Here is an 18,315-nt window from a genome sequence, read left to right as displayed (position 1 = left end):
TTCAGTAACACTAAACAGCAGCACGATGATGACCGAAGTCGCAACAACGAATTTTGATACGTCTTCAACAACGACAACCAAAAATCCATTTATGACACAAACTTCTACCGCAACGGGAGGGCAAGCCTCTCCGAATCGAAAGAAAAAGAGACGTTTATATTATTTGATAGGTGGGGTAATTGCCGTCGTTGTCATTATCGTTGTGGTGATGATGAATCGCAAACCGGAAACAGGCATTATGGTTACAACTGAAAAAGCTGCGATTCGCACCATTACCCAAATTGTTACAGCGACAGGAAAAGTTAACCCTGAAGTTGAAGTGAAGCTTTCACCAGAAGCCTCCGGTGAAATCATTGAACTTCCGGTGAAGGAAGGTCAAAAGGTGAAGAAGGGAGATTTACTCTTTAGAATCAACCCACTCATCACACGTGAAGTGGTTGGTCAAAATGAAGCCGCACTTGCTTCCGCAAAGGCGCAGAATTTGCAGCAAAAGGCGCGTCTTTTGCAAAGTGAAGAAGAGTATCGAAGAGCGCAAAAACTCTTTACAGATAAGCTTTCATCAGAAACAGAATATTTAACTGCAAAAACGAATGTTGAAGTTGCTAAGGCGAATTATGAAGCGTCAGTTTTTGACATTCAGCGTCTTGAAAGTTCACTCCGTCAGGCAAGAGAGCAGCTTTCAAGAACATCGGTTTTTGCGCCAATGAATGGCACGGTCAGCTTGCTTTCTGCAAAGCTTGGTGAGCGTGTGGTCGGAACGGCAACAATGGCCGGTACGGAGATTATGCGAGTGGCTGATTTGGGCAAGATGGAAGTTCGGGTTGATGTCAATGAAAATGATATTGTGAATGTGAAAATAGGCGATACTGCTCGTGTGGGTGTTGATGCATACCCAAATCGTAAATTTACTGGGGTAGTGTATGAAATTGCCAATACCGCAAGAACCACGGGGCTTGGAACTCAAGAAGAAGTCACAAACTTCACGGTAAAGATTCGTATTATCGATCATGAACTTTTGCTTCGCCCCGGGATGAGCGCAACGGCTGATATCGAAACCAAGAGCGTTTCTAATGTCGTTACTGTTCCGATACAAAGTGTTACTGTTCGCGCGGGTGAAGGTGGCTTGAGCGCAGAGGAAGTTAACCGCAAGCGTGAAGAGCAATTAAAACAAAGTGGAGGCGATGCAGAGGCTGTGAATGAAAAAATGAAGGCACAGCAAGAAAAGGCCGATAAAGCAAAATTCAATCGCGTGGTGTTTGTAAAGTCGGGTGATATTGTTCTTTCAAAAACGGTTGAAACCGGTATTGCTGATAATTCATACATCGAAATCAAATCCGGAATCAATGATAATGATGAAGTGGTTTCTGGGCCATACCGTGCCATTAGCCGTGAACTTCGCGATAGCAGCAAGGTTTCGATGGAAGTGAAAGAGCAGAAGAAAAAATAAAGTAAAAAAGATTAATTAGAGACGAGTCTTCGTTTGAGAGGATTCCTAATTAAAAGTTGGCACTGTGAATTAAAGAAGAATAGAGACTTAATTTTTTCATAAAGAAAAAAAAGACAGCATGAGCTACGCGCATATCCGGCCAAAAGGAAATCTGGTGATTCGGATTGAAGGGGTAAAAAAAGAATATGTTATGGGAGATGAAATCGTTCGCGCACTCCGCGGTGTCGATTTATCCATATACCGAAATGAATATGTCGCGATTATGGGGCCTTCGGGAAGTGGTAAATCAACAATGATGAATCTCTTGGGTTGCCTTGATACGCCTACTTCCGGGATTTACGAATTCAACGCCAAAAGCGTGGCATCGATGGAAGACGACGAACTTGCTGAAATCCGAAATAAAGAAATCGGCTTTGTGTTTCAAACCTTTAATCTTTTGCCCCGCTCCGACGCGCTTCAAAATGTCGAGCTTCCTCTTGTTTATGCTGGTATGCCGGGTGAAAAAAGGCGTGAGCAGGCACTTCGCGCGTTGGATAGCGTCGGCCTTGCTTCGCGTGTGCATCATAAGCCCAATGAACTTTCGGGAGGGCAACGTCAGCGCGTTGCCATTGCACGTGCGCTTGTAAACAATCCATCCATTATCTTAGCCGACGAGCCAACAGGGAACTTGGATACCAAAACAAGCCACGAGATTATGGGAATTTTCGAAACGCTTTACCATCAGGGCAATACCATCATTGTGGTCACGCACGAAGAGGATATTGCGCGTCACGCACGGCGAATTGTTCGCTTGCGCGACGGGGTAGTTGAAAGCGACCGCGAAATCACACCCGAAGAGCATATTGCAATTCAAGTGCCCGGGCTGCAAGCAGTCAATTAATTTAACTTCTTAGCTTGTGAAGCGCATTCAACTAACCATTGGATTTTTTGGGCTTATCTCTCTCTTGCTTTTTGCCCCCTTCTCTTTTGCCGCTGCCGTCGATTTCGATGAAGCCATCGAAAAACTTCTGCGCGAAGGCAAATACGGAGAGATTGAAACGCTGATGAAAGCGAGGCTCTCGCAAAACCAAAATGATGACGAAGCGCTTTATTACCTCGCGATTATTCCGATTCGTATGGGGAAAGGGCCGTATGACGAGGCCGCACAACGATTAGAAAAATGCATCTCACTCAAGCCCAGTAACGCGAATTATTATCATTGGTTAGGTAGGGCTTATGGCCTAAAAGCTCGTGATGCCGGTATCTTTAATGCCGTTGGCTACTTGGGAAAAATAAAAGATGCCTTTGAAAAGTCACTTGAACTTGAGCCCAATAATTTTGAAGCCCGTTCTGAATACATCCAATTTCACGGGAGAGTCCCCGGCATTTTAGGCGGAAGTTTCAAAAGAGCAAAAGAACTCGCAAAAGGATTTGAACAATACGATCGCGTGAAAGCTCGGCTTTTATGGGCTGAACTTTGGGGATTCGAAGAAGAGTATGGCAAAATGAAAGAAGAGCTAAATGCCCTTCCAATTCCCCTTCCCGAACATGCACAGAATCACACCCGGCAATTGCTTCGCTCCATTGGTGGTGGGCTTCTTGAACGCGAAAAAGCAAGCGATGCCAAAGATGTTTTTCTTCGCTATATCCAGTTCTTTCCCGATGAACCTTTTGGTTATAACGGGCTTGGGCGTGTGTATTACGATTTAGGTAACTATTCCGAAGCGATTCAGCAGTTTGATAAAGCTATTTTGCTCGATAAAAACATTGGTTCGCAATACCGCTTAGGACTCATTTATGAAAAGCAGGGTGAAAAGCAAAAAGCTATACAAAACTTTGAGGCTTTTTTGAGCATCGCACGACAGCGCGATAAAAAGCAAGAAGAAGATGCCCGTAAACGCTTGCAAACATTGCGCTCACAAGGGTAAAGTGCAAAAGATCAAACATATTTTGTTACGAACTAAAGGAATTTTAATAAGAGAAATTGACGGAGGAAATACGCGATGCGACGACTGATTTATGAAATCAATGAAAGTTTTCGGATGGCCTTTGCGCAAATCCGCTCTAATAAAATGCGCTCAGCACTGACGGCGCTTGGTGTCGTGATTGGGATTTTGGCCGTTACCTTGATGGGTACTGCCATTAATGGCATTGATAAAGGTTTTGACCGAAGCCTTTCAATGATTGGATACGATGTGCTATATGTACAAAAATGGCCTTGGACAGGTGGAAACGAGTGGTGGAAATACAGAAACCGCAGGCAGATAAAAACCGAATATGCCGATGAAATCAAACAAATTGTTTCAGAAACACCCAAAACCGAAATTGCACTCGCGGTTCCGCAAGGCGTGACCTTCCGTTCTGTTAAGCGCAACGAAAACAAAATCAATTCCATTTTTGTGATTGGTACAACCGAAGAGTTCACTCAAGTGTCGTCGATTGATTTGCAAGACGGGCGATTTTTCACCGAGGTAGAATCTCGCGGTGGAAGGCCTGTCTGCGTTCTTGGTTTTGATGTCGCCGATGGGCTTTTCCCCAATGAATCCCCGATTGATCAAGATGTTCAAATTGCTGGCGCAACTTTCCGAGTAATCGGAGTTTTTGCCAAGCAAGGCAAGTTTTTAGGGCTGTTTAGTTGGGATTCACAAATTGTTATGCCCTTGAGCGTCTTTAAGAAGTACTATGGGGAATCTCAGAACGACCGAGTAGTGGTGAAAATCAAAGATAAGAATCGCATCGAAGCCGCTAAAGACGAACTCACCGGCATTATGCGTCGTGTTCGAGGCCTTTCAGCCGATAAAGAGGATGACTTTTCGCTCAACGAACAGCAAGCCTTCAAGAGCACGCTCGAGCCAATTAAATCTGGTATTGCGCTTGCAGGGCTTTTCATTACAGGGCTTTCGCTTTTTGTGGGTGCAATTGGAATTATGAATATCACCTTCGTTAGCGTAAAAGAAAGAACAAAAGAAATTGGAACACGCAAGGCTTTGGGCGCACGCCGGAGAACCATATTGATGCAGTTTCTCATTGAAGCGGTTTCAATTTGTTTGGTTGGCGGGGTTGTAGGGCTTTTGATTGCATTTTTGATGAGCCTTGGAATTGGAGCGGCATTCCCGAGTTTTCCGGCTGAGTTTTCGGTGAACTTGGTTGTTGTCGGTATGGTGGCTTCAATCCTTACAGGCGTGATTTCAGGCTTTGCGCCAGCGTTTTCCGCCTCGAAGCTTGATCCCGTGGTTGCCCTTCGTTATGAGTAAAATTTGACTTTTCTCTAATCTTGAAATTAGACAGTAAGTTTATAAGGACGCCGAAAGCGTCCTTTTTTTATACCTTACCCCGAAAAGGAAAATCCGTATTTCATAAACCCACCGTCAATTGAAATGACCTCGCCGGTGATATATGAGGCAGCAGGCATTGCTAAAAACGCGGCGGCAGCGGACACTTCTTCAGGAGTTCCAATTCTTCCCAGCGGTGTGCGTGCAAGAACTTCGGAGAGATAAATTGGATTTTGCAGCACGGCTTCGGCAAGTGGGGTTTGAATGTACCAAGGCTGAAGGGTGTTCACACGAATTTTATCTTTCGACCACTCTACCGATAGATACCGTGAAAGTTGTGCAAGAGCCGATTTCGTCATCGCGTAAGGGGCGCCGGTTTTCACCACACGTTCGCCGGCAACAGACCCAATGAAAGTGAGCGAAGGATTCGGAGAACCGCTCAGAAGTGGCTTAAAAAGTCGTGCAAGTTCAAAGGCAGAAAAAAGATTGGTTTGAAAAATTTTTTCAATGTCGGCATCGGAGTATTCGGTTGTTGCTTTGCGAATATTGGTGCCGGTATTGAGCACAAGAGCATCGAGCTTTCCCCATTTGTTTTGAACCGCGGTTGACAAATGCTCTAGCGAAGGGGCGAGCGTGAGATCAAGCGCGAGTCCCTCGGCTTTCAAGCCTTTGGCTTGCCACGCGTTAATCAATTCAAAGACATCTTTTCCGGTGCGGGCTACAATAAAAACCTCTGCTCCAAGAGCTAAAAATTCTTCGGCAATCGCACGGCCGATGCCTTTTGTACCGCCTGTTACTAAGGTTTTGTGGCCGTCAAGCCGCCACCGTGAATGTGATGAAGACATAAATAGGATGAATGATTTATAAATCGGATAAGATAAATATAGAAAATGAAGTATATCGGCAGTTGAACTTTGGTGTGCAGTCGATTCGCGAATTATTGCATCTATTACCTCACACTTCACTTTTGAAGAAGGAGTAAATATTACCAAATGTTAAAGAGTCATTCTTTCACTTCACTTCGATTATTTTTATCACAAAGGCAATAACTGTGAGATAAAATGAATCGTGAAAGTCTCGACACGCAAAACAACGACCGTGCACTTTTGAGCTCGGCTGACGCGATGCGTTATCATCATGCTGCTGGTGCGATGGAAATTTACTCGGCACTGGAAAAGTCTCATTGCACAAGTAACATTGAACTTTGCATCTTAGCTAAAATCGGGAAAGCTTTTTCCGCCATTCTCTTAGGCGATTTTTCCCTTGCTTTCTTGGCATTGAGCGAATCCGAAGCGGCTATCGAGACGCTCGAAATAAACCGTAGTTCACCCAATCTCGAAAGGGTGCTTCGCGGGAAAATCTTAAAAACAAAAGGCTTTTTTTATGAGCATCAGGGGGAGCCTGAAAAGGCGATAGATGCTCACGAGCGGGCGTTGCCGCTTTTGGAAGAAGCAGGGGAAGTGAAAGATGAAGCGGCTTCCACCTTAGGCTTAGCCAATGCCTACGGGCGAATTGGCAATTACAAGCATGCCTTGATTAATTACCTGAAAGCGGAGTCTCTTAATCGGGAGTTAATTGATGAAGAAGGTGCGGCGCTGGCGATAATGGGGCGAGGCATCATTTTTTCACGTATTGGCGAAACTGCCGAAGCAATCGAATCGCTTTATCAAGCCCTTGCGATCTTTGAGCAAATGAAAAGCCAGCTCAACACCGGGAAAACCCTCATTAACATAGGAACAGTGCTTTTAGAGCGAGAGCAATTTGAAAAGGCGAAAGATGTCTTTGCAAAAGCAATGGGCATTTACCGCTCCCTTGGAAACGAAACCCGCGAAATTTCCGCCGCGTCAAATCTTGCTTTGGCCTACCTCAAACTGAAAGATTACAATGCATTTCGGTTTGTGGCTGAGGAGGCATTAGAGAAATCAAGAAAAAGTTCAAACCTTGATGCACGCGTTTCGCTTTTGCACAATCTGGGCGAAGCCGCATTCGAGCAAAGTAATTTTACGGAAGCTGAGTCATACTTACGTGACGCGCTTTCGCTTGCCTGCGAAATCAAAGAGCGCAAAAAGGAAGCGCAAGTCCGTTTAGCATTGGCTGCTTTGCTTGCCAAAACCAATCGGGAATCAGAAGCGGAAGAAGCCTATTTAGAGGCTCATCACATCGGGCTTGACTTGGGCGAACTTCGGTTACAATCAACCGCTACCGCAGCACTGAGCGCATTCTACGAATCAACCCAGAAGCCTCTATTCGCACTGGACTACTTGAAGCAGCATCTCGTTTTGGAACGCGAATTGCAAAGCAAGGAGCGTAAACGCTCGATTGAAAGTTTGGAAATTAAATTTGAAAGCGAACGAATTCGCCGCGAAGCCGAAGCCGAACGCGAACGAAGCACAGCCTTAACTGCGGCACTGAAATCCGCAGAAGAAGCCAACCGTGTGAAAACGGAAGTGCTTAATATTGTGGCGCACGACCTTCAAACGCCAATCAGCTCGGTGTTGAATTTTTCATACCTCTTAAAATCAGCCCCTGCCTTAAATGAAAAGCAACGCGAAATGTTGGGGTATATCGAATCCGTATCAAAAGCAATGCTTCGCCAAACGGTGAATTTACTCAATGCAGCCTCCGAAAAAAGCAGTAGCGAAATGATGCGCGAACGGGTGAATCTGAAAGTCTTGATAGAAGAGTGCCTTGTAACTTCTGGGGCAGAGCGGAAATCGCAGCAAATAAAAAGATCACTCGCAACAGTGGGTGATGTTGAAGGAGACCCTGATAAGCTCCGCGAAGTTTTGGAAAACATTATTGGGAATGCCGTGAAGTATTCTCCTCGGTGCAGCACCATCCAAATATCACTTTCAGAAAAATTGGATGTGAATCCAAATGGCATCAAACCCGCGAGCCTTCTGTTTTCTGTTCATGATGAAGGACAAGGCATGACTGAGGAAGATTTATCCAAACTCTTTGGAAAGTTTCAGCGCCTTTCTGCAAAGCCGACAGGTGGCGAAACTTCTACAGGCTTGGGGCTTTATATCACCAAACAAATTATTGAACATCACGGCGGAAAAATTTGGGCCACCTCTGAAGGGCTTGGCAAGGGAAGCACTTTTTGGGTGGAACTGCCTCTCGGAAAATTCTAATGAAAATGACACACGTTGGTCATATCCAAGTTTGCTCGGTTGAGTTAATATTCTATAAAGCAAAAAGATATGCAGCAAAGTGAATTGAAAGGCCGAGTGATAAGAGTCGGAATCGTTGAAGATAATGAGGCCTTTCGGCAGGGTGTGGGGTATATGATTGAATCGACGGAGGGGTTTGAACTGGTTGGGAAATATGAATCCCTTGAATTGGCAATGGGTTTAATGCCGGAGTGTGATGTGATTTTAATGGATATTCATTTGCCGGGGAAATCGGGGATTGAAGGCATAACTGAAATGAAAGCGCGATTCCCTGCGGCTCAAATTGTGATGATGACGGTTTTCGATGATGAATCGCACATTTCAAAATCAATCATTGCTGGCGCGAGTGGCTATATCTTAAAGCGCACGGCACCGGCGCGTCTGATTCAAGCGATTCAAGATGCGGCAGATGGCGGAATGCCGATGTCGCCGGCGGTTGCAAAAAAAATCTCCCAACTGTATGTGCAATTTGCCCCCGAAGAGCATACCGGCGTTGATCTCACGCCGCGTGAAAAGGAAATCCTTTCCCTGCTTGTCGATGGGCTCAACTTTACAATGATTGCCGAAAAGCTCTTTATAAGCTTTGAAACCGTACGCAATCATACCCGCAAGATTTACGATAAACTCCACGTCCACTCCAAATCCGAAGCCGTGTCAAAGGCCATCAAACAAGGATTGATTTAAACTCCCTTCTTCTGAAAAATGACACACGTTGGTCATTTCAAAGCTCTCTTTGAATAAAGATTTTTGTAAGGTTCTTTCACAAGAATTTTTGAAAGCCTTATCAAATGAAACAAAGTGTCAAAATGAAAAAAATGTTAACACTACTTGTGGTGCTGTTCTTCACCGCAATTCGATTAAACGCGCAGGATGGCACGCGTGATTTTAGCTTTAACCCGAAAACATTAAGTGGGACAACCATTATCCCTTCAGCTCAATTGCAAGGGCGCGATGTTGCAATTCAAACCGATGGAAAAATAATTGTTTTAACAAACTCCAATGGACTGTTCCGATTGAATTCCAATGGGGCCGTAGATAGCACATTTGGAACGAATGGATACTCTTCGATTTTACTGGGATCAAACCCCGAACTGTGGGCAATCGCGATACAGAGCGACGGAAAGATTGTTGTTGCCGGAAAGGCAAATTCATTTGGTACCGATGATTTTGTCATTGCAAGATTCAATGCCAATGGTGGTGCCGATCTTTCATTTTCAGGAGATGGTGTTGCAATGTTTGGAATTGCAACAGGAGCGCAAGATGTGGCCTACGGGTTAGCCATTCAACCAGATGGGAAGATTGTGGCTGTTGGCACAACTTCTGCCAATGGTACTGATTGGGGAATGATTCGAGTGAATACTGATGGAACACTTGATGGAACTTTCACAAACGGACAAATCACTCAAACGGCAAGCAACGATGGGCTTTATGCTGTAACGCTACAAAGTGATGGCAAAATAGTGGTTGCCGGTTATGTTGTAGAAAGTTCGGAACAGAGAGCGGCATTAGGTCGGTTTAATTCAAATGGTGTTCGTGATTCCACATTTGATGCGGATGGTACAAGGATTGATGATTACGGCATTGGCTCGCAGAATTTTAATAGTGTAAAAATTCAAGCAGATGGAAAAATTATCGCGGCCGGAGCATTTTCAAGCGGGGCAACTGCTACTGCAATTGTTGGGCGATACAACACAAACGGCACTAATGACAATTCATTCGATAACGATGGAAGAGTCACAATCAGTGCAATTTCAACCCGTCAAGCGTTTACAAAACTTGAACTGCAAATCGATGGAAATATAGTTTGCTCAGGCTATGCGGGGGCGAACCTTGATAAAGATGACTTTTTTGTTATTCGTTTGCAACCCTCCGGTGCATTTGATAACACCTTCAATACCAACGGACGAGTTTTAACAGATTTCAATGCAAATACCGATCAAGCAAGAGGACTTGCCATTGATGGAACGGGCAAATTGGTCGTTGCCGGACTTGTCGATGATTTTGTGGGAAATGTGAATGTGGGTGTTGCACGCTACAACAGCAATGGAACACTCGATAACTCATTTGCTATTCAAACAACAGGCTCGACGAATATTCGAGATGCCGGTGCCGGCTCTGAGATTATCCGTGATCTTGCTCAGCAAAGCAATGGAAAGATTATTGCAGTAGGTTCGCTTTTTGGAAATCTCGATTGGTGTGTGACGCGCTACAATCAGGATGGTAGTACAGATACCACGTTCATTACCTCTGGAAATAGCAATGTTTATTTCTCATTTGCAAATGGCGTTTCTGAATCCGCCACCTGTGTTGTGGTTCAATCGGATGATAAAATTTTGGTTGGTGGATACACACAGGTTTCAGGAACAAATCGTTTTGCTCTCGCGCGCTTTAATGCCAATGGTGGTTTAGATAATTCATTTGCCGGCGGACAAGGCTATATTATTTCAACACTGGCAAGTTCTGAAATCTATGATGTGCTTGCGCTCCCTAATGGGAAAATTATCGTTGCGGGTTGGAACGATGACACTCAAGATGATTTTGAAGTCTTTCAATACAATAGCGATGGAAGCCCGGATTTAGGATTCGGTTCTGCAGGTCAAGTATCGATTGATATTGTTGGAACTTCGCGTCAAGTTGCTTACGCTTTAGCTCGTCAGGCTGATGGGAAAATTTTGGTTGGGGGAACAACCAATACGGCAGGTGGACAGTTCGCAATTGCTCGCATAAATGCAGACGGTACATTGGATAATACCTTCGATACTGATGGAAAGGTGACAATTGATATCGTTTCGGCCAATACCAATAATGAAAGTATCTATGCCATTCAACTTCAAACAGATGGTAAAATCGTTGTTGGTGGAACGGTTGCCAGTACCACCAGTGGTATTCATAACAACTTTGCTTTAGCTCGCCTAAATTCCAACGGTTCTTTGGATAACACATTTGGAACGAATGGAACTGTTGTCACCGATTTTAATACCCGCGAAGACGGATGCTTGGATATCAAGGTTTTATCGGATGGAAAAATTCTTGCAGCCGGTTATGCTGTAACCGGTACCACGAATGACTCACGCGAGATTGCTGTTGCTCGCTATTTATCAACCGGTGCGCTTGATAATACATTTGGAACCAATGGAAAAGTACAAATTGATGCAGGCGGGTTTCAACGAGAAGATCTCGGATACTCACTTCTCGTTCAATCTAATGGAAGAATTATCGTAGGAGGTTATTCGCGTCGTGTTGACCAAGATTTAACACTACTCGCACTAAATGGAACGACCTCTCCTCTTTCAACTCGAATAGAGGGAAAATCAAGAGTCAATAATTTTGAACTCCAACAAAACTACCCGAACCCATTCAACCCGAGCACGAGCATTCGCTTTCAACTGCCGCAAAGCGGATTGGTGCAGCTTGAAGTCTTTGATCTTTTGGGTCGCAAAGTGGCAACCTTGATTAACGCGCGTCAAGAGTCTGGCAGCTATGAAGTGAATTTCAACGCCTCACAACTTTCAAGTGGCGTGTATTTCTATCGCTTGCAAGCAGGCAGTTTTACCAAAACAATGAAAATGATGTTGGTGAAATAAGAGAGGATCATTGAAAGAAATGCAAAAAGGGTCGAGAGAAATCTCGACCCTTTTTATATCCAAAGTAAATGAAAATATGGGGGATTGATTTACCTAAACATTAAAACAGCTTTTCAATCACCCGATCACCATAAACCGAAGGCGCTGTGAGTTTTAAGAAATTATGCGGGAATCCAAGTTCCACGGCGCTGACCTCGCTAAGCCGGTTCATCTGTTCTTCGCTTAAAGTAATTTCAGCCGCTTTCATATTATCGGTGAACTGTGCCATTTTTCGGGCGCCGATAATAGGAATCACAAGCGGGCTTTTTTGCATCAGCCACCGAAGCGAAACCTGCGCCGCCGATAGTCCGGTTTCTTTTGAAATGCTCACAACCGAATCGGCAATTTTTAATTTGTGAGGTGTGGTGTGTGTAAAAGGAGCAACATGCAAGCGATCGTTTCCGCCATCCGATTTTACCTCGGTTTTTCCGCCACTCGTGTATTTGCCCGAAAGCAATCCGCCTGCAAGCGGCGACCACGCCGCAACCGCCATCTTGAAATACTCCGCCATTGGCAAGAGTTCACGCTCAACCGTTCGCTCGGCAAGGCTATACTCGATCTGAAGCCCCAAGAACGACGACCAGCCGCGAAGTTCCGCCAACGCGTTGGCGTATGAAACAGTCCACGCCGGCGCATCAGAGATTCCGATATAAAGCACCTTGCCTTGTTTAACCATATCATCTAAAGCACGCATCATTTCATCGATGGGTGTAAGCGGGTCGTAGCGGTGAACCCAATACACATCGATGTAATCTGTCGCGAGCCGCTTTAAGCTGCCGTGAAGTGATTCAATCATATTTTTTCGGTGGTTGCCTCCGCCATTGGCACTGCCTGAATTCATAAAATTGAAGGTGTATTTCGTGGCAATGACATAACCCGTACGGCGCCCTTTCATAAATTCACCAACCATCTTTTCGGAGGTACCTGAAGTATAGCCATCGGCGGTATCAATAAAATTTCCACCCAAATCGGTGTAGGAATTGAAGATGCGTTCCGATTCATCACGGCCGGAGCCCCAACCCCAGTCTTCCCCGAAGGTCATTGTTCCAAGGGAGATTTCAGACACACGAAGCCCTGAGCGGCCAAAAGTTTTGAATTTCATTTTTAAAAAAGTTGAATTGTTCATTGGTTTGTTAATCCAAACATACAAGTTCAATTGAAGAAAAATCAAGTGCAATTCAAGAATTAACAAACCCTTGATAATGACCTCAAAAAACTGCTTTCAGGTCAACAGAATGAGGGTTAATTTTAAGGAGTTTTATTTGCACATTTTCCATTAACGACCAATCGAAAAAGGAGAAGTAACGATGTCATCCATTCAAACGCTCACTGCCGAGCACCGAAGCATTACCCCGCCCGAATCGCTCTATCGAAATGCACTCATTCAAGATTACGATGCGCTTTACCGATATAGCATTTCCTCACCCGAAAAATTTTGGTCAACCATTGCCGAAGAGCTTATTTGGAAGGAGCGGTGGCATACCGTCCTAAATTTTCAGCCGCCACATCATGAGTGGTTTGTGGGCGGAAAAACAAACATCACCATTAACGCGCTTGATCGGCATGTGGCAACGCATCGCCGCAACAAAGTCGCGCTGATTTGGACAACGGAAAGCGGCAAAGAAGTGGTGGTGACTTACGATCGGCTTTTGCGCCGTGTCTGCCAAGTCGCGAATGCTCTCAAGGAAGCAGGAGTGAAGAAAGGTGATCGTGTGATTATTTATATGCCGCTCACCGTCGAAGGAATTTACGCAATGCTCGCATGCGCACGTCTTGGGGCAATTCACTCGGTAGTGTATGCAGGAATGGGCGTCGCCGCACTGCGCAATCGATTGGAAGATTGCCGTGCAAAGGTTGTCTTTTGTGCCGATGTCACTTACCGAGCGGGGAAGACGGTGAATTTGAAAGGGATTGTGGATGAAGCGGTGTCATCGTGCGAGTTCGTGGAAAAAATTGTGGTGCTGCGGCGTCAAGAGCCAAAGCAAGAATTCACTTCATCACGAGAAGTGGATTTCTTTGATTTTTTGAACATCAGCCTCAGTGGTGCGAGCCTGAAATCGTTGATGCCGAGCATCCGCTGTTTATTCTATACACAAGTGGAACAACCGGAAAGCCGAAAGGCGTGGTGCATGTTCACGGCGGGTATATGGTTGGTACATATTATTTATCACGCGCATTTTACGATATCAAAGAAACAGACATTTTTTGGTCAACCTCCGATATCGGGTGGATTGTGGGGCATAGTTATATCGTTTACGGCCCGCTGCTCAATGGCGCAACCGTACTCGCTCGCGAAGGTGCCGTCGATTTCCCTCACCCCGGTATCATCTGGCAAACCGTAGAGCGCCACGGCGTGAATGTGATGTTCACGGCGCCAACAGCCATTCGCCTCTTTATGAAATACGGTTCAGATCATGTGAAGAAATACGATGTATCGTCACTACGGCTTATGGCGTGCGCCGGCGAGCCCTTAAACCCTGAAGCGCATCAGTGGGCGCAAGATGTCATTTTGGGAGATAGTGGATATGTGGTCGATAATTGGTGGCAAACCGAAATCGCTTCGCCGGTGATTGGAACGCTTCCTGCCTTCAAAGCAAAACTCGGTAAAGCAGGAAAACCTTTGCCCGGCGTGGTGGCTGAAGTCGTTTCGCCCGACGGGGTACCCGTAGGCCCTAATCAAGGCGGGTTGCTCATTTTGCGCCGACCGCTTCCTTATATGCTTCGGACGATTTGGGGCGATGACAGCCGATACAAAAAATATTGGGAAGATTTCCCCGGCTGCTACACTTCGGGCGATGTCGCGTTTTATGATGAAGAAGGTTACATCTGTGTGCTTGGCAGAGCCGATGATGTCATGAATGTGGCAGGGCACCGCATCGGGACGGCGGAAGTGGAGAGTGCCTTTATCACGCATAGTGCTGTGGCAGAGGCAGCCGTGGTGGGATTGCCCGATGAATTAAAGGGTGAGCGGATCAAAGCCTTTGTGGTGATTCGTGCCGGGCATGAAGCCAATGAGCATTTGAAAAATGTATTGCGCGATCATATTCGCCGCGAGCTTGGGCCAATTGCTACACCAAGTGAAATTGAATTTCGAACTACACTTCCCAAAACACGAAGCGGGAAGATTGTACGAAGGTTACTCAAAGCGGAATCTTTAGGTCAAGACGCAGGCGATTTATCCACCCTTGCGGATTGTTGATATGGTGAATGTTCTTCGTGAATCAGAACATTCGACCCCTACGGGGTCGGGGAAACTTAATAACATCGTTCTATAAACATGTGACCCCTACGGGGTCATAAATTATGAAATCGCGGTTGTCAGGTGATTCAAAAGCAACATATTATCAACGATTTGAATGATATTTTATGCGGGGTCATCATTTATCGTTCCAAATAATCTCGACCCCATTAGGGGTCGCATGTTGATAGCAAAGGGATCCCACAATTAATACGACCCCAGCGGGGTAGAATGTTTGTAGAACAAAAACAAAATCATTAGCCGACCCCAGCGGGGTCGAATGTTCGTAACAGAATCAAGATAGTAGATCGTGTGTGGAGTATATTATACCGACCCCGTTAGGGGTCGCATGTTAATAGCAAAGGAATTCCAAAAATAAACCGACCCCATCGGGGTCGAATGTTCATCAATGGCAAATTGTTATTCACAGATTTATATCCAAATCGTTTTTGCAGTGAAAGGTCGTGAAAATTCTATTCATACCACTTGGGAAGAAGAATTATACAAATACATAACAGGTATCGTGACGAAAAAAGGGCATAAACTTTTGGCAATAAATGGAATGCCTGATCACATTCATATTCTAATCGGATTAAATCCGTCTTTTTCTTTGTCCGATTTGGTGAGAGAAATAAAGAAATCATCGAATGAATTTATCCGAGAAAAAAAATACGTAAACCATCCATTTTATTGGCAAGAAGGGTATGGGGCATTTTCATATAGCCATTCTTCTTTAGATCAGGTGATTCGATATATCCAAAATCAAAAGTATCATCACACGAAACAAAGTTTTCGCGAGGAATATGTTGAGTTTTTAGAGCGATTTATGATTGAATACAAAGATGAATATCTCTTTGATTGGATTCAATAAATCATGAAATATGAATAGAACATACGACCCCTACGGGGTCGGGGATTTTTTTTTCATTTTCATTCTATAAATATGTGACCCCTCTGGGGTCATGAATACCGGGTTTTATGGGATGCGGCGCGTTTATAAAATTATTGTAACCTCGACGCTAAAGAATTCAATGGTATCAATAATGGTTTAAAACCTAGGAAATTAAATCATCATTGTTCATTGGTGAAAAAAAATCACGACCCCGTTAGGGGTCGAATGTTTGTAGAACAAAAACAAAATCATTAACCGACCCCAGCGGGGTCAAAACAATCAATACCGCCAGCTGGTTAAATCGGCGCCGGGTGGGGCAGTGGTGCGAATGCGTTCTAAAATTTTCGGTAAATACATTGTGTTGTAGCGAAGCCGCGTGATATAATTCGGCAAATTCGGGTCGCCATTCCAGCAATGTTCAAAACGATCGCCATACTTGACCTCGGCATTGGCCTTTGGATTCACAAGCGATTTTAGCGTTTCTTCCATCAAATACACGGCATTATTCAAATAAAAATTATCCATATCGCCGCAATAGAGATGAATTTTGCCGGTGAGTTTTGGCCCAAGTGATGCCCAATCGCGTTTGAGGATATGTTGCAAATCGTAGTTTTCTTTCCAGTATGCTGCAACTTTAGGATCAATCACGCCCGTGCGCTTATCCCAAATGCGTGCAGGGTAGCCATCAGGCCCAACGGGTGAATACACCGCTTCCCAAATATCATATTGATCGCCGGAGCGCGACTTCGTTCCGAGCACCAATTCCTTCATATTCACTTCTTCGAGTGTAGCCGCCACATGACCCAAGTAATTTCGCTTTCCGGGTCGTGGTGTTCGGCGAAATGCGCCTTCATCGAAATAAGCATTTTTATCTTGATATAAATTCACCACCGTGTAGGCGCGGAAGTCTATCGGGTCGGGGCAGGCGGCAAAGCAGCCGTTATACTCTGTTGGATAGAAGACTTGCGCCGCGATTGCTTCCCAACCGCCGGTTGAGCCTCCGTAAAGGAATCTCGCCCAACCTTGTCCGATGCCGCGAAACTGCTTTTCGATGGCAGGAATCAGCTCATACGTGATGGCATCGCCGTAGGGGCCAAGGTTGGCGGAATTCACGGCGTAAGAATCGTCGTAATATGGGTTGGCATGTTGAATTTCGATGACGATGAATCGGGGGAAATTTTTGCTTGTCCACGTTTTATAAAAATCATACGCTTCTTGCGCTTGAATTTTTTTGTATCCATATATTTTGAACCGATCGATATAATCGGACGTATCCATATTCGCGGGTGGCGGGGTTTCGCTGAATCCGCCGAAATCGGAAGGGAAGTGGCCGTGAAACACACACAATGGGTAACGCGCTTCAGGATGTTCATCAAAGCCTTCGGGAAGAAGAATATGAGCGCCCAAATACATTGGTCTTCCCCAAAAGTCGCTCAAGAGTTTGCTTTGAATTTTAATATGCTTGATATACTTCGTGTCTTTTGGTTCTGCAATTGGGGGATTTGCAAAAGAGAGTTCGAGCTTTAAGTCTCCTTTCATCTTGGGGTCGAGCGAAACACGAATGGGTTTGCTTACAAGGTTTCCGGGTGCGATTCGGAAGTTCTGACCTTCGCCGCGGTCGGCAGGGAGTTTAAGCACTCGCCCATCCTTCAAACGAAAGGTTTCATATTTGTGCAAGAGTGCCTGAACAAAATAATTCCCCGCTTTGAGCTCTGAAATACTTTTTGCGGGATAACCAAGAACAGTGGCGTCAATGATCGCGGGCTTTCTGGGTTGCCACGCGTCAACATCGATTCCGAAAATTTGCGCGGTGCTTACTTCATCTCGAATTTGAAAGCGCGGTTCACTGCTGCTATCTGCAGAAATCATCACCAAGAGTCGCCCATCTTGCGCCGCACTTTCAAGTGATTTCGGGAAGGTAACCGAAATTCGTTGCTGTGCTTGAAGAGCGACACTTGAAAAAAGCAACATTCCCAAAATGAATTGACGAATAAGGTGATTGGTATTTTTTGAAATGAAAGGCGTCATACATTCAGTTGATTGGTGATCAGAAAGAGGAATAGTATAATTCAAAAATCGGATGTTCAAAAATTTCTTCCATAAACCATTCAAAGAAATACGATGATATCGCGTGTTGATACCGGTTTGATATTAATTGATATGCAAGGCAAATTGGCGCGTGTGGTTGATGGCAGCGAACGGCTCATTGCCAATAGTTCAAACTTAGTGCGTGCAGCAAGCATCTTAGGATTACCGCTGATTTGGTTAGAGCAAACACCGGAAAAATTAGGAATCACCGTACCCGAAATTGCGGGTTTGCTCACCGAAAAAAAGCCGCTTACCAAATCGACATTTAATGCCTGCGATACCGCGCACATTAAAGAGGCTATCCTTAAAGAAAATGTAAGCACTTGGTTAATCTGTGGTATTGAGGCGCACATTTGTGTTTACCAAACCGCCCTTGGGGTAAAGGAATTGGGAAAAAATGTGGAAGTAATTGGAGATGCTGTGGGTTCGAGAACCGTGGAGAATAAAGAGCGTGCGCTTCAAAAGTTGATTCAAAATGGAATTGGAATTACAACTGTAGAAATGTGTCTGTATGAACTTATTAAAGATGCGCAAAGCGAACACTTTAAATCAATTCTATCTCTGATCAAATAAGAGAGTTGGTTTTAAACCATATCCTTCTAA

13 protein-coding genes and 1 pseudogene are annotated in these 18,315 nt (G+C 44.9%); 11 read left to right on the top strand and 3 right to left on the bottom strand.

What is annotated here, in order from left to right:
• Positions 1-25: 25 nt before the first annotated feature.
• From SFU91_04115 to SFU91_04100, 4 genes are all read left to right on the top strand, one after another.
• Complete coding sequence (locus SFU91_04115; GenBank protein MDX2128201.1) at positions 26-1,447, top strand: efflux RND transporter periplasmic adaptor subunit; 1,422 nt, start codon at positions 26-28, stop codon at positions 1,445-1,447.
• A gap of 118 nt (positions 1,448-1,565) precedes the next feature.
• A complete protein-coding gene (locus SFU91_04110) occupies positions 1,566-2,327 on the top strand; it encodes an ABC transporter ATP-binding protein (GenBank protein MDX2128200.1) in 762 nt (253 codons plus the stop codon).
• Between the two features lie 16 nt (positions 2,328-2,343).
• Positions 2,344-3,354, top strand: a complete 1,011-nt coding sequence (locus SFU91_04105) for a tetratricopeptide repeat protein (protein ID MDX2128199.1) — start codon at positions 2,344-2,346, stop codon at positions 3,352-3,354.
• A gap of 75 nt (positions 3,355-3,429) precedes the next feature.
• A complete protein-coding gene (locus SFU91_04100; GenBank protein MDX2128198.1) occupies positions 3,430-4,680 on the top strand; it encodes an ABC transporter permease in 1,251 nt (416 codons plus the stop codon).
• A 74-nt stretch (positions 4,681-4,754) separates the two neighbouring features.
• Here SFU91_04100 and SFU91_04095 read toward each other — a convergent pair whose 3' ends face one another.
• Positions 4,755-5,543, bottom strand: coding sequence for an SDR family oxidoreductase (locus tag SFU91_04095; GenBank protein MDX2128197.1), 789 nt, complete (start codon positions 5,541-5,543; stop codon positions 4,755-4,757).
• Between the two features lie 216 nt (positions 5,544-5,759).
• On the opposite strand from SFU91_04095, the gene SFU91_04090 reads away from it, so the two are divergent.
• The 3 genes from SFU91_04090 to SFU91_04080 all read left to right on the top strand — a co-directional run bounded on the left by SFU91_04090 (position 5,760) and on the right by SFU91_04080 (position 11,455).
• Positions 5,760-7,832, top strand: coding sequence for a tetratricopeptide repeat-containing sensor histidine kinase (locus SFU91_04090; GenBank protein ID MDX2128196.1), 2,073 nt, complete (start codon positions 5,760-5,762; stop codon positions 7,830-7,832).
• Positions 7,833-7,901: 69 nt separating this feature from the next.
• Positions 7,902-8,555: a response regulator transcription factor gene (locus tag SFU91_04085; GenBank protein ID MDX2128195.1), complete on the top strand. Its 654-nt coding sequence runs from the start codon at positions 7,902-7,904 to the stop codon at positions 8,553-8,555.
• A gap of 122 nt (positions 8,556-8,677) precedes the next feature.
• Positions 8,678-11,455: a T9SS type A sorting domain-containing protein gene (locus SFU91_04080; protein MDX2128194.1), complete on the top strand. Its 2,778-nt coding sequence runs from the start codon at positions 8,678-8,680 to the stop codon at positions 11,453-11,455.
• Between the two features lie 100 nt (positions 11,456-11,555).
• Here SFU91_04080 and SFU91_04075 read toward each other — a convergent pair whose 3' ends face one another.
• Complete coding sequence (locus SFU91_04075; GenBank protein ID MDX2128193.1) at positions 11,556-12,596, bottom strand: aldo/keto reductase; 1,041 nt, start codon at positions 12,594-12,596, stop codon at positions 11,556-11,558.
• Positions 12,597-12,801: 205 nt separating this feature from the next.
• Here SFU91_04075 and SFU91_04070 point away from each other — a divergent pair.
• The 3 genes and pseudogenes from SFU91_04070 (at position 12,802) to tnpA (ending at position 15,603) form a co-directional block, all read left to right on the top strand.
• Positions 12,802-13,422: pseudogene (locus SFU91_04070) on the top strand (AMP-binding protein).
• Between the two features lie 128 nt (positions 13,423-13,550).
• Complete coding sequence (locus tag SFU91_04065) at positions 13,551-14,693, top strand: AMP-binding protein (GenBank protein ID MDX2128192.1); 1,143 nt, start codon at positions 13,551-13,553, stop codon at positions 14,691-14,693.
• A 448-nt stretch (positions 14,694-15,141) separates the two neighbouring features.
• Positions 15,142-15,603 carry an IS200/IS605 family transposase gene (gene tnpA / locus SFU91_04060; protein MDX2128191.1) on the top strand — a complete coding sequence of 154 codons (462 nt, stop codon included), beginning with the start codon at positions 15,142-15,144 and terminating at the stop codon, positions 15,601-15,603.
• Positions 15,604-15,903: 300 nt separating this feature from the next.
• Here the strand turns inward: tnpA and SFU91_04055 are convergent, their stop codons facing one another.
• Positions 15,904-17,652, bottom strand: a complete 1,749-nt coding sequence (locus SFU91_04055) for a hypothetical protein (GenBank protein ID MDX2128190.1) — start codon at positions 17,650-17,652, stop codon at positions 15,904-15,906.
• A gap of 93 nt (positions 17,653-17,745) precedes the next feature.
• On the opposite strand from SFU91_04055, the gene SFU91_04050 reads away from it, so the two are divergent.
• Complete coding sequence (locus SFU91_04050; protein MDX2128189.1) at positions 17,746-18,285, top strand: isochorismatase family protein; 540 nt, start codon at positions 17,746-17,748, stop codon at positions 18,283-18,285.
• Positions 18,286-18,315: the final 30 nt, after the last annotated feature.

This window comes from Chloroherpetonaceae bacterium (assembly GCA_033763895.1).
Taxonomy (GTDB): domain Bacteria; phylum Bacteroidota; class Chlorobiia; order Chlorobiales; family Thermochlorobacteraceae; genus JANRJQ01.
The sequence above is the reverse complement of the archived record's forward strand: the minus strand, read 5'-3'. Positions and strand labels throughout refer to the sequence as shown.

What these genes read in the sequence shown, in the direction of transcription:
- SFU91_04115 (MDX2128201.1), top strand. Translation starts at nt 26, where the DNA reads ATGATGACCGAAGTCGCAACAACGAATTTTGATACGTCTTCAACAACG.
- SFU91_04110 (MDX2128200.1), top strand. Translation starts at nt 1,566, where the DNA reads ATGAGCTACGCGCATATCCGGCCAAAAGGAAATCTGGTGATTCGGATT.
- SFU91_04100 (MDX2128198.1), top strand. Translation starts at nt 3,430, where the DNA reads ATGCGACGACTGATTTATGAAATCAATGAAAGTTTTCGGATGGCCTTT.
- SFU91_04095 (MDX2128197.1), bottom strand. Translation starts at nt 5,543, where the DNA reads ATGTCTTCATCACATTCACGGTGGCGGCTTGACGGCCACAAAACCTTA.
- SFU91_04090 (MDX2128196.1), top strand. Translation starts at nt 5,760, where the DNA reads ATGAATCGTGAAAGTCTCGACACGCAAAACAACGACCGTGCACTTTTG.
- SFU91_04085 (MDX2128195.1), top strand. Translation starts at nt 7,902, where the DNA reads ATGCAGCAAAGTGAATTGAAAGGCCGAGTGATAAGAGTCGGAATCGTT.
- SFU91_04080 (MDX2128194.1), top strand. Translation starts at nt 8,678, where the DNA reads ATGAAAAAAATGTTAACACTACTTGTGGTGCTGTTCTTCACCGCAATT.
- SFU91_04075 (MDX2128193.1), bottom strand. Translation starts at nt 12,596, where the DNA reads ATGAAATTCAAAACTTTTGGCCGCTCAGGGCTTCGTGTGTCTGAAATC.
- tnpA (MDX2128191.1), top strand. Translation starts at nt 15,142, where the DNA reads ATGGCAAATTGTTATTCACAGATTTATATCCAAATCGTTTTTGCAGTG.
- SFU91_04055 (MDX2128190.1), bottom strand. Translation starts at nt 17,652, where the DNA reads ATGACGCCTTTCATTTCAAAAAATACCAATCACCTTATTCGTCAATTC.
- SFU91_04050 (MDX2128189.1), top strand. Translation starts at nt 17,746, where the DNA reads ATGATATCGCGTGTTGATACCGGTTTGATATTAATTGATATGCAAGGC.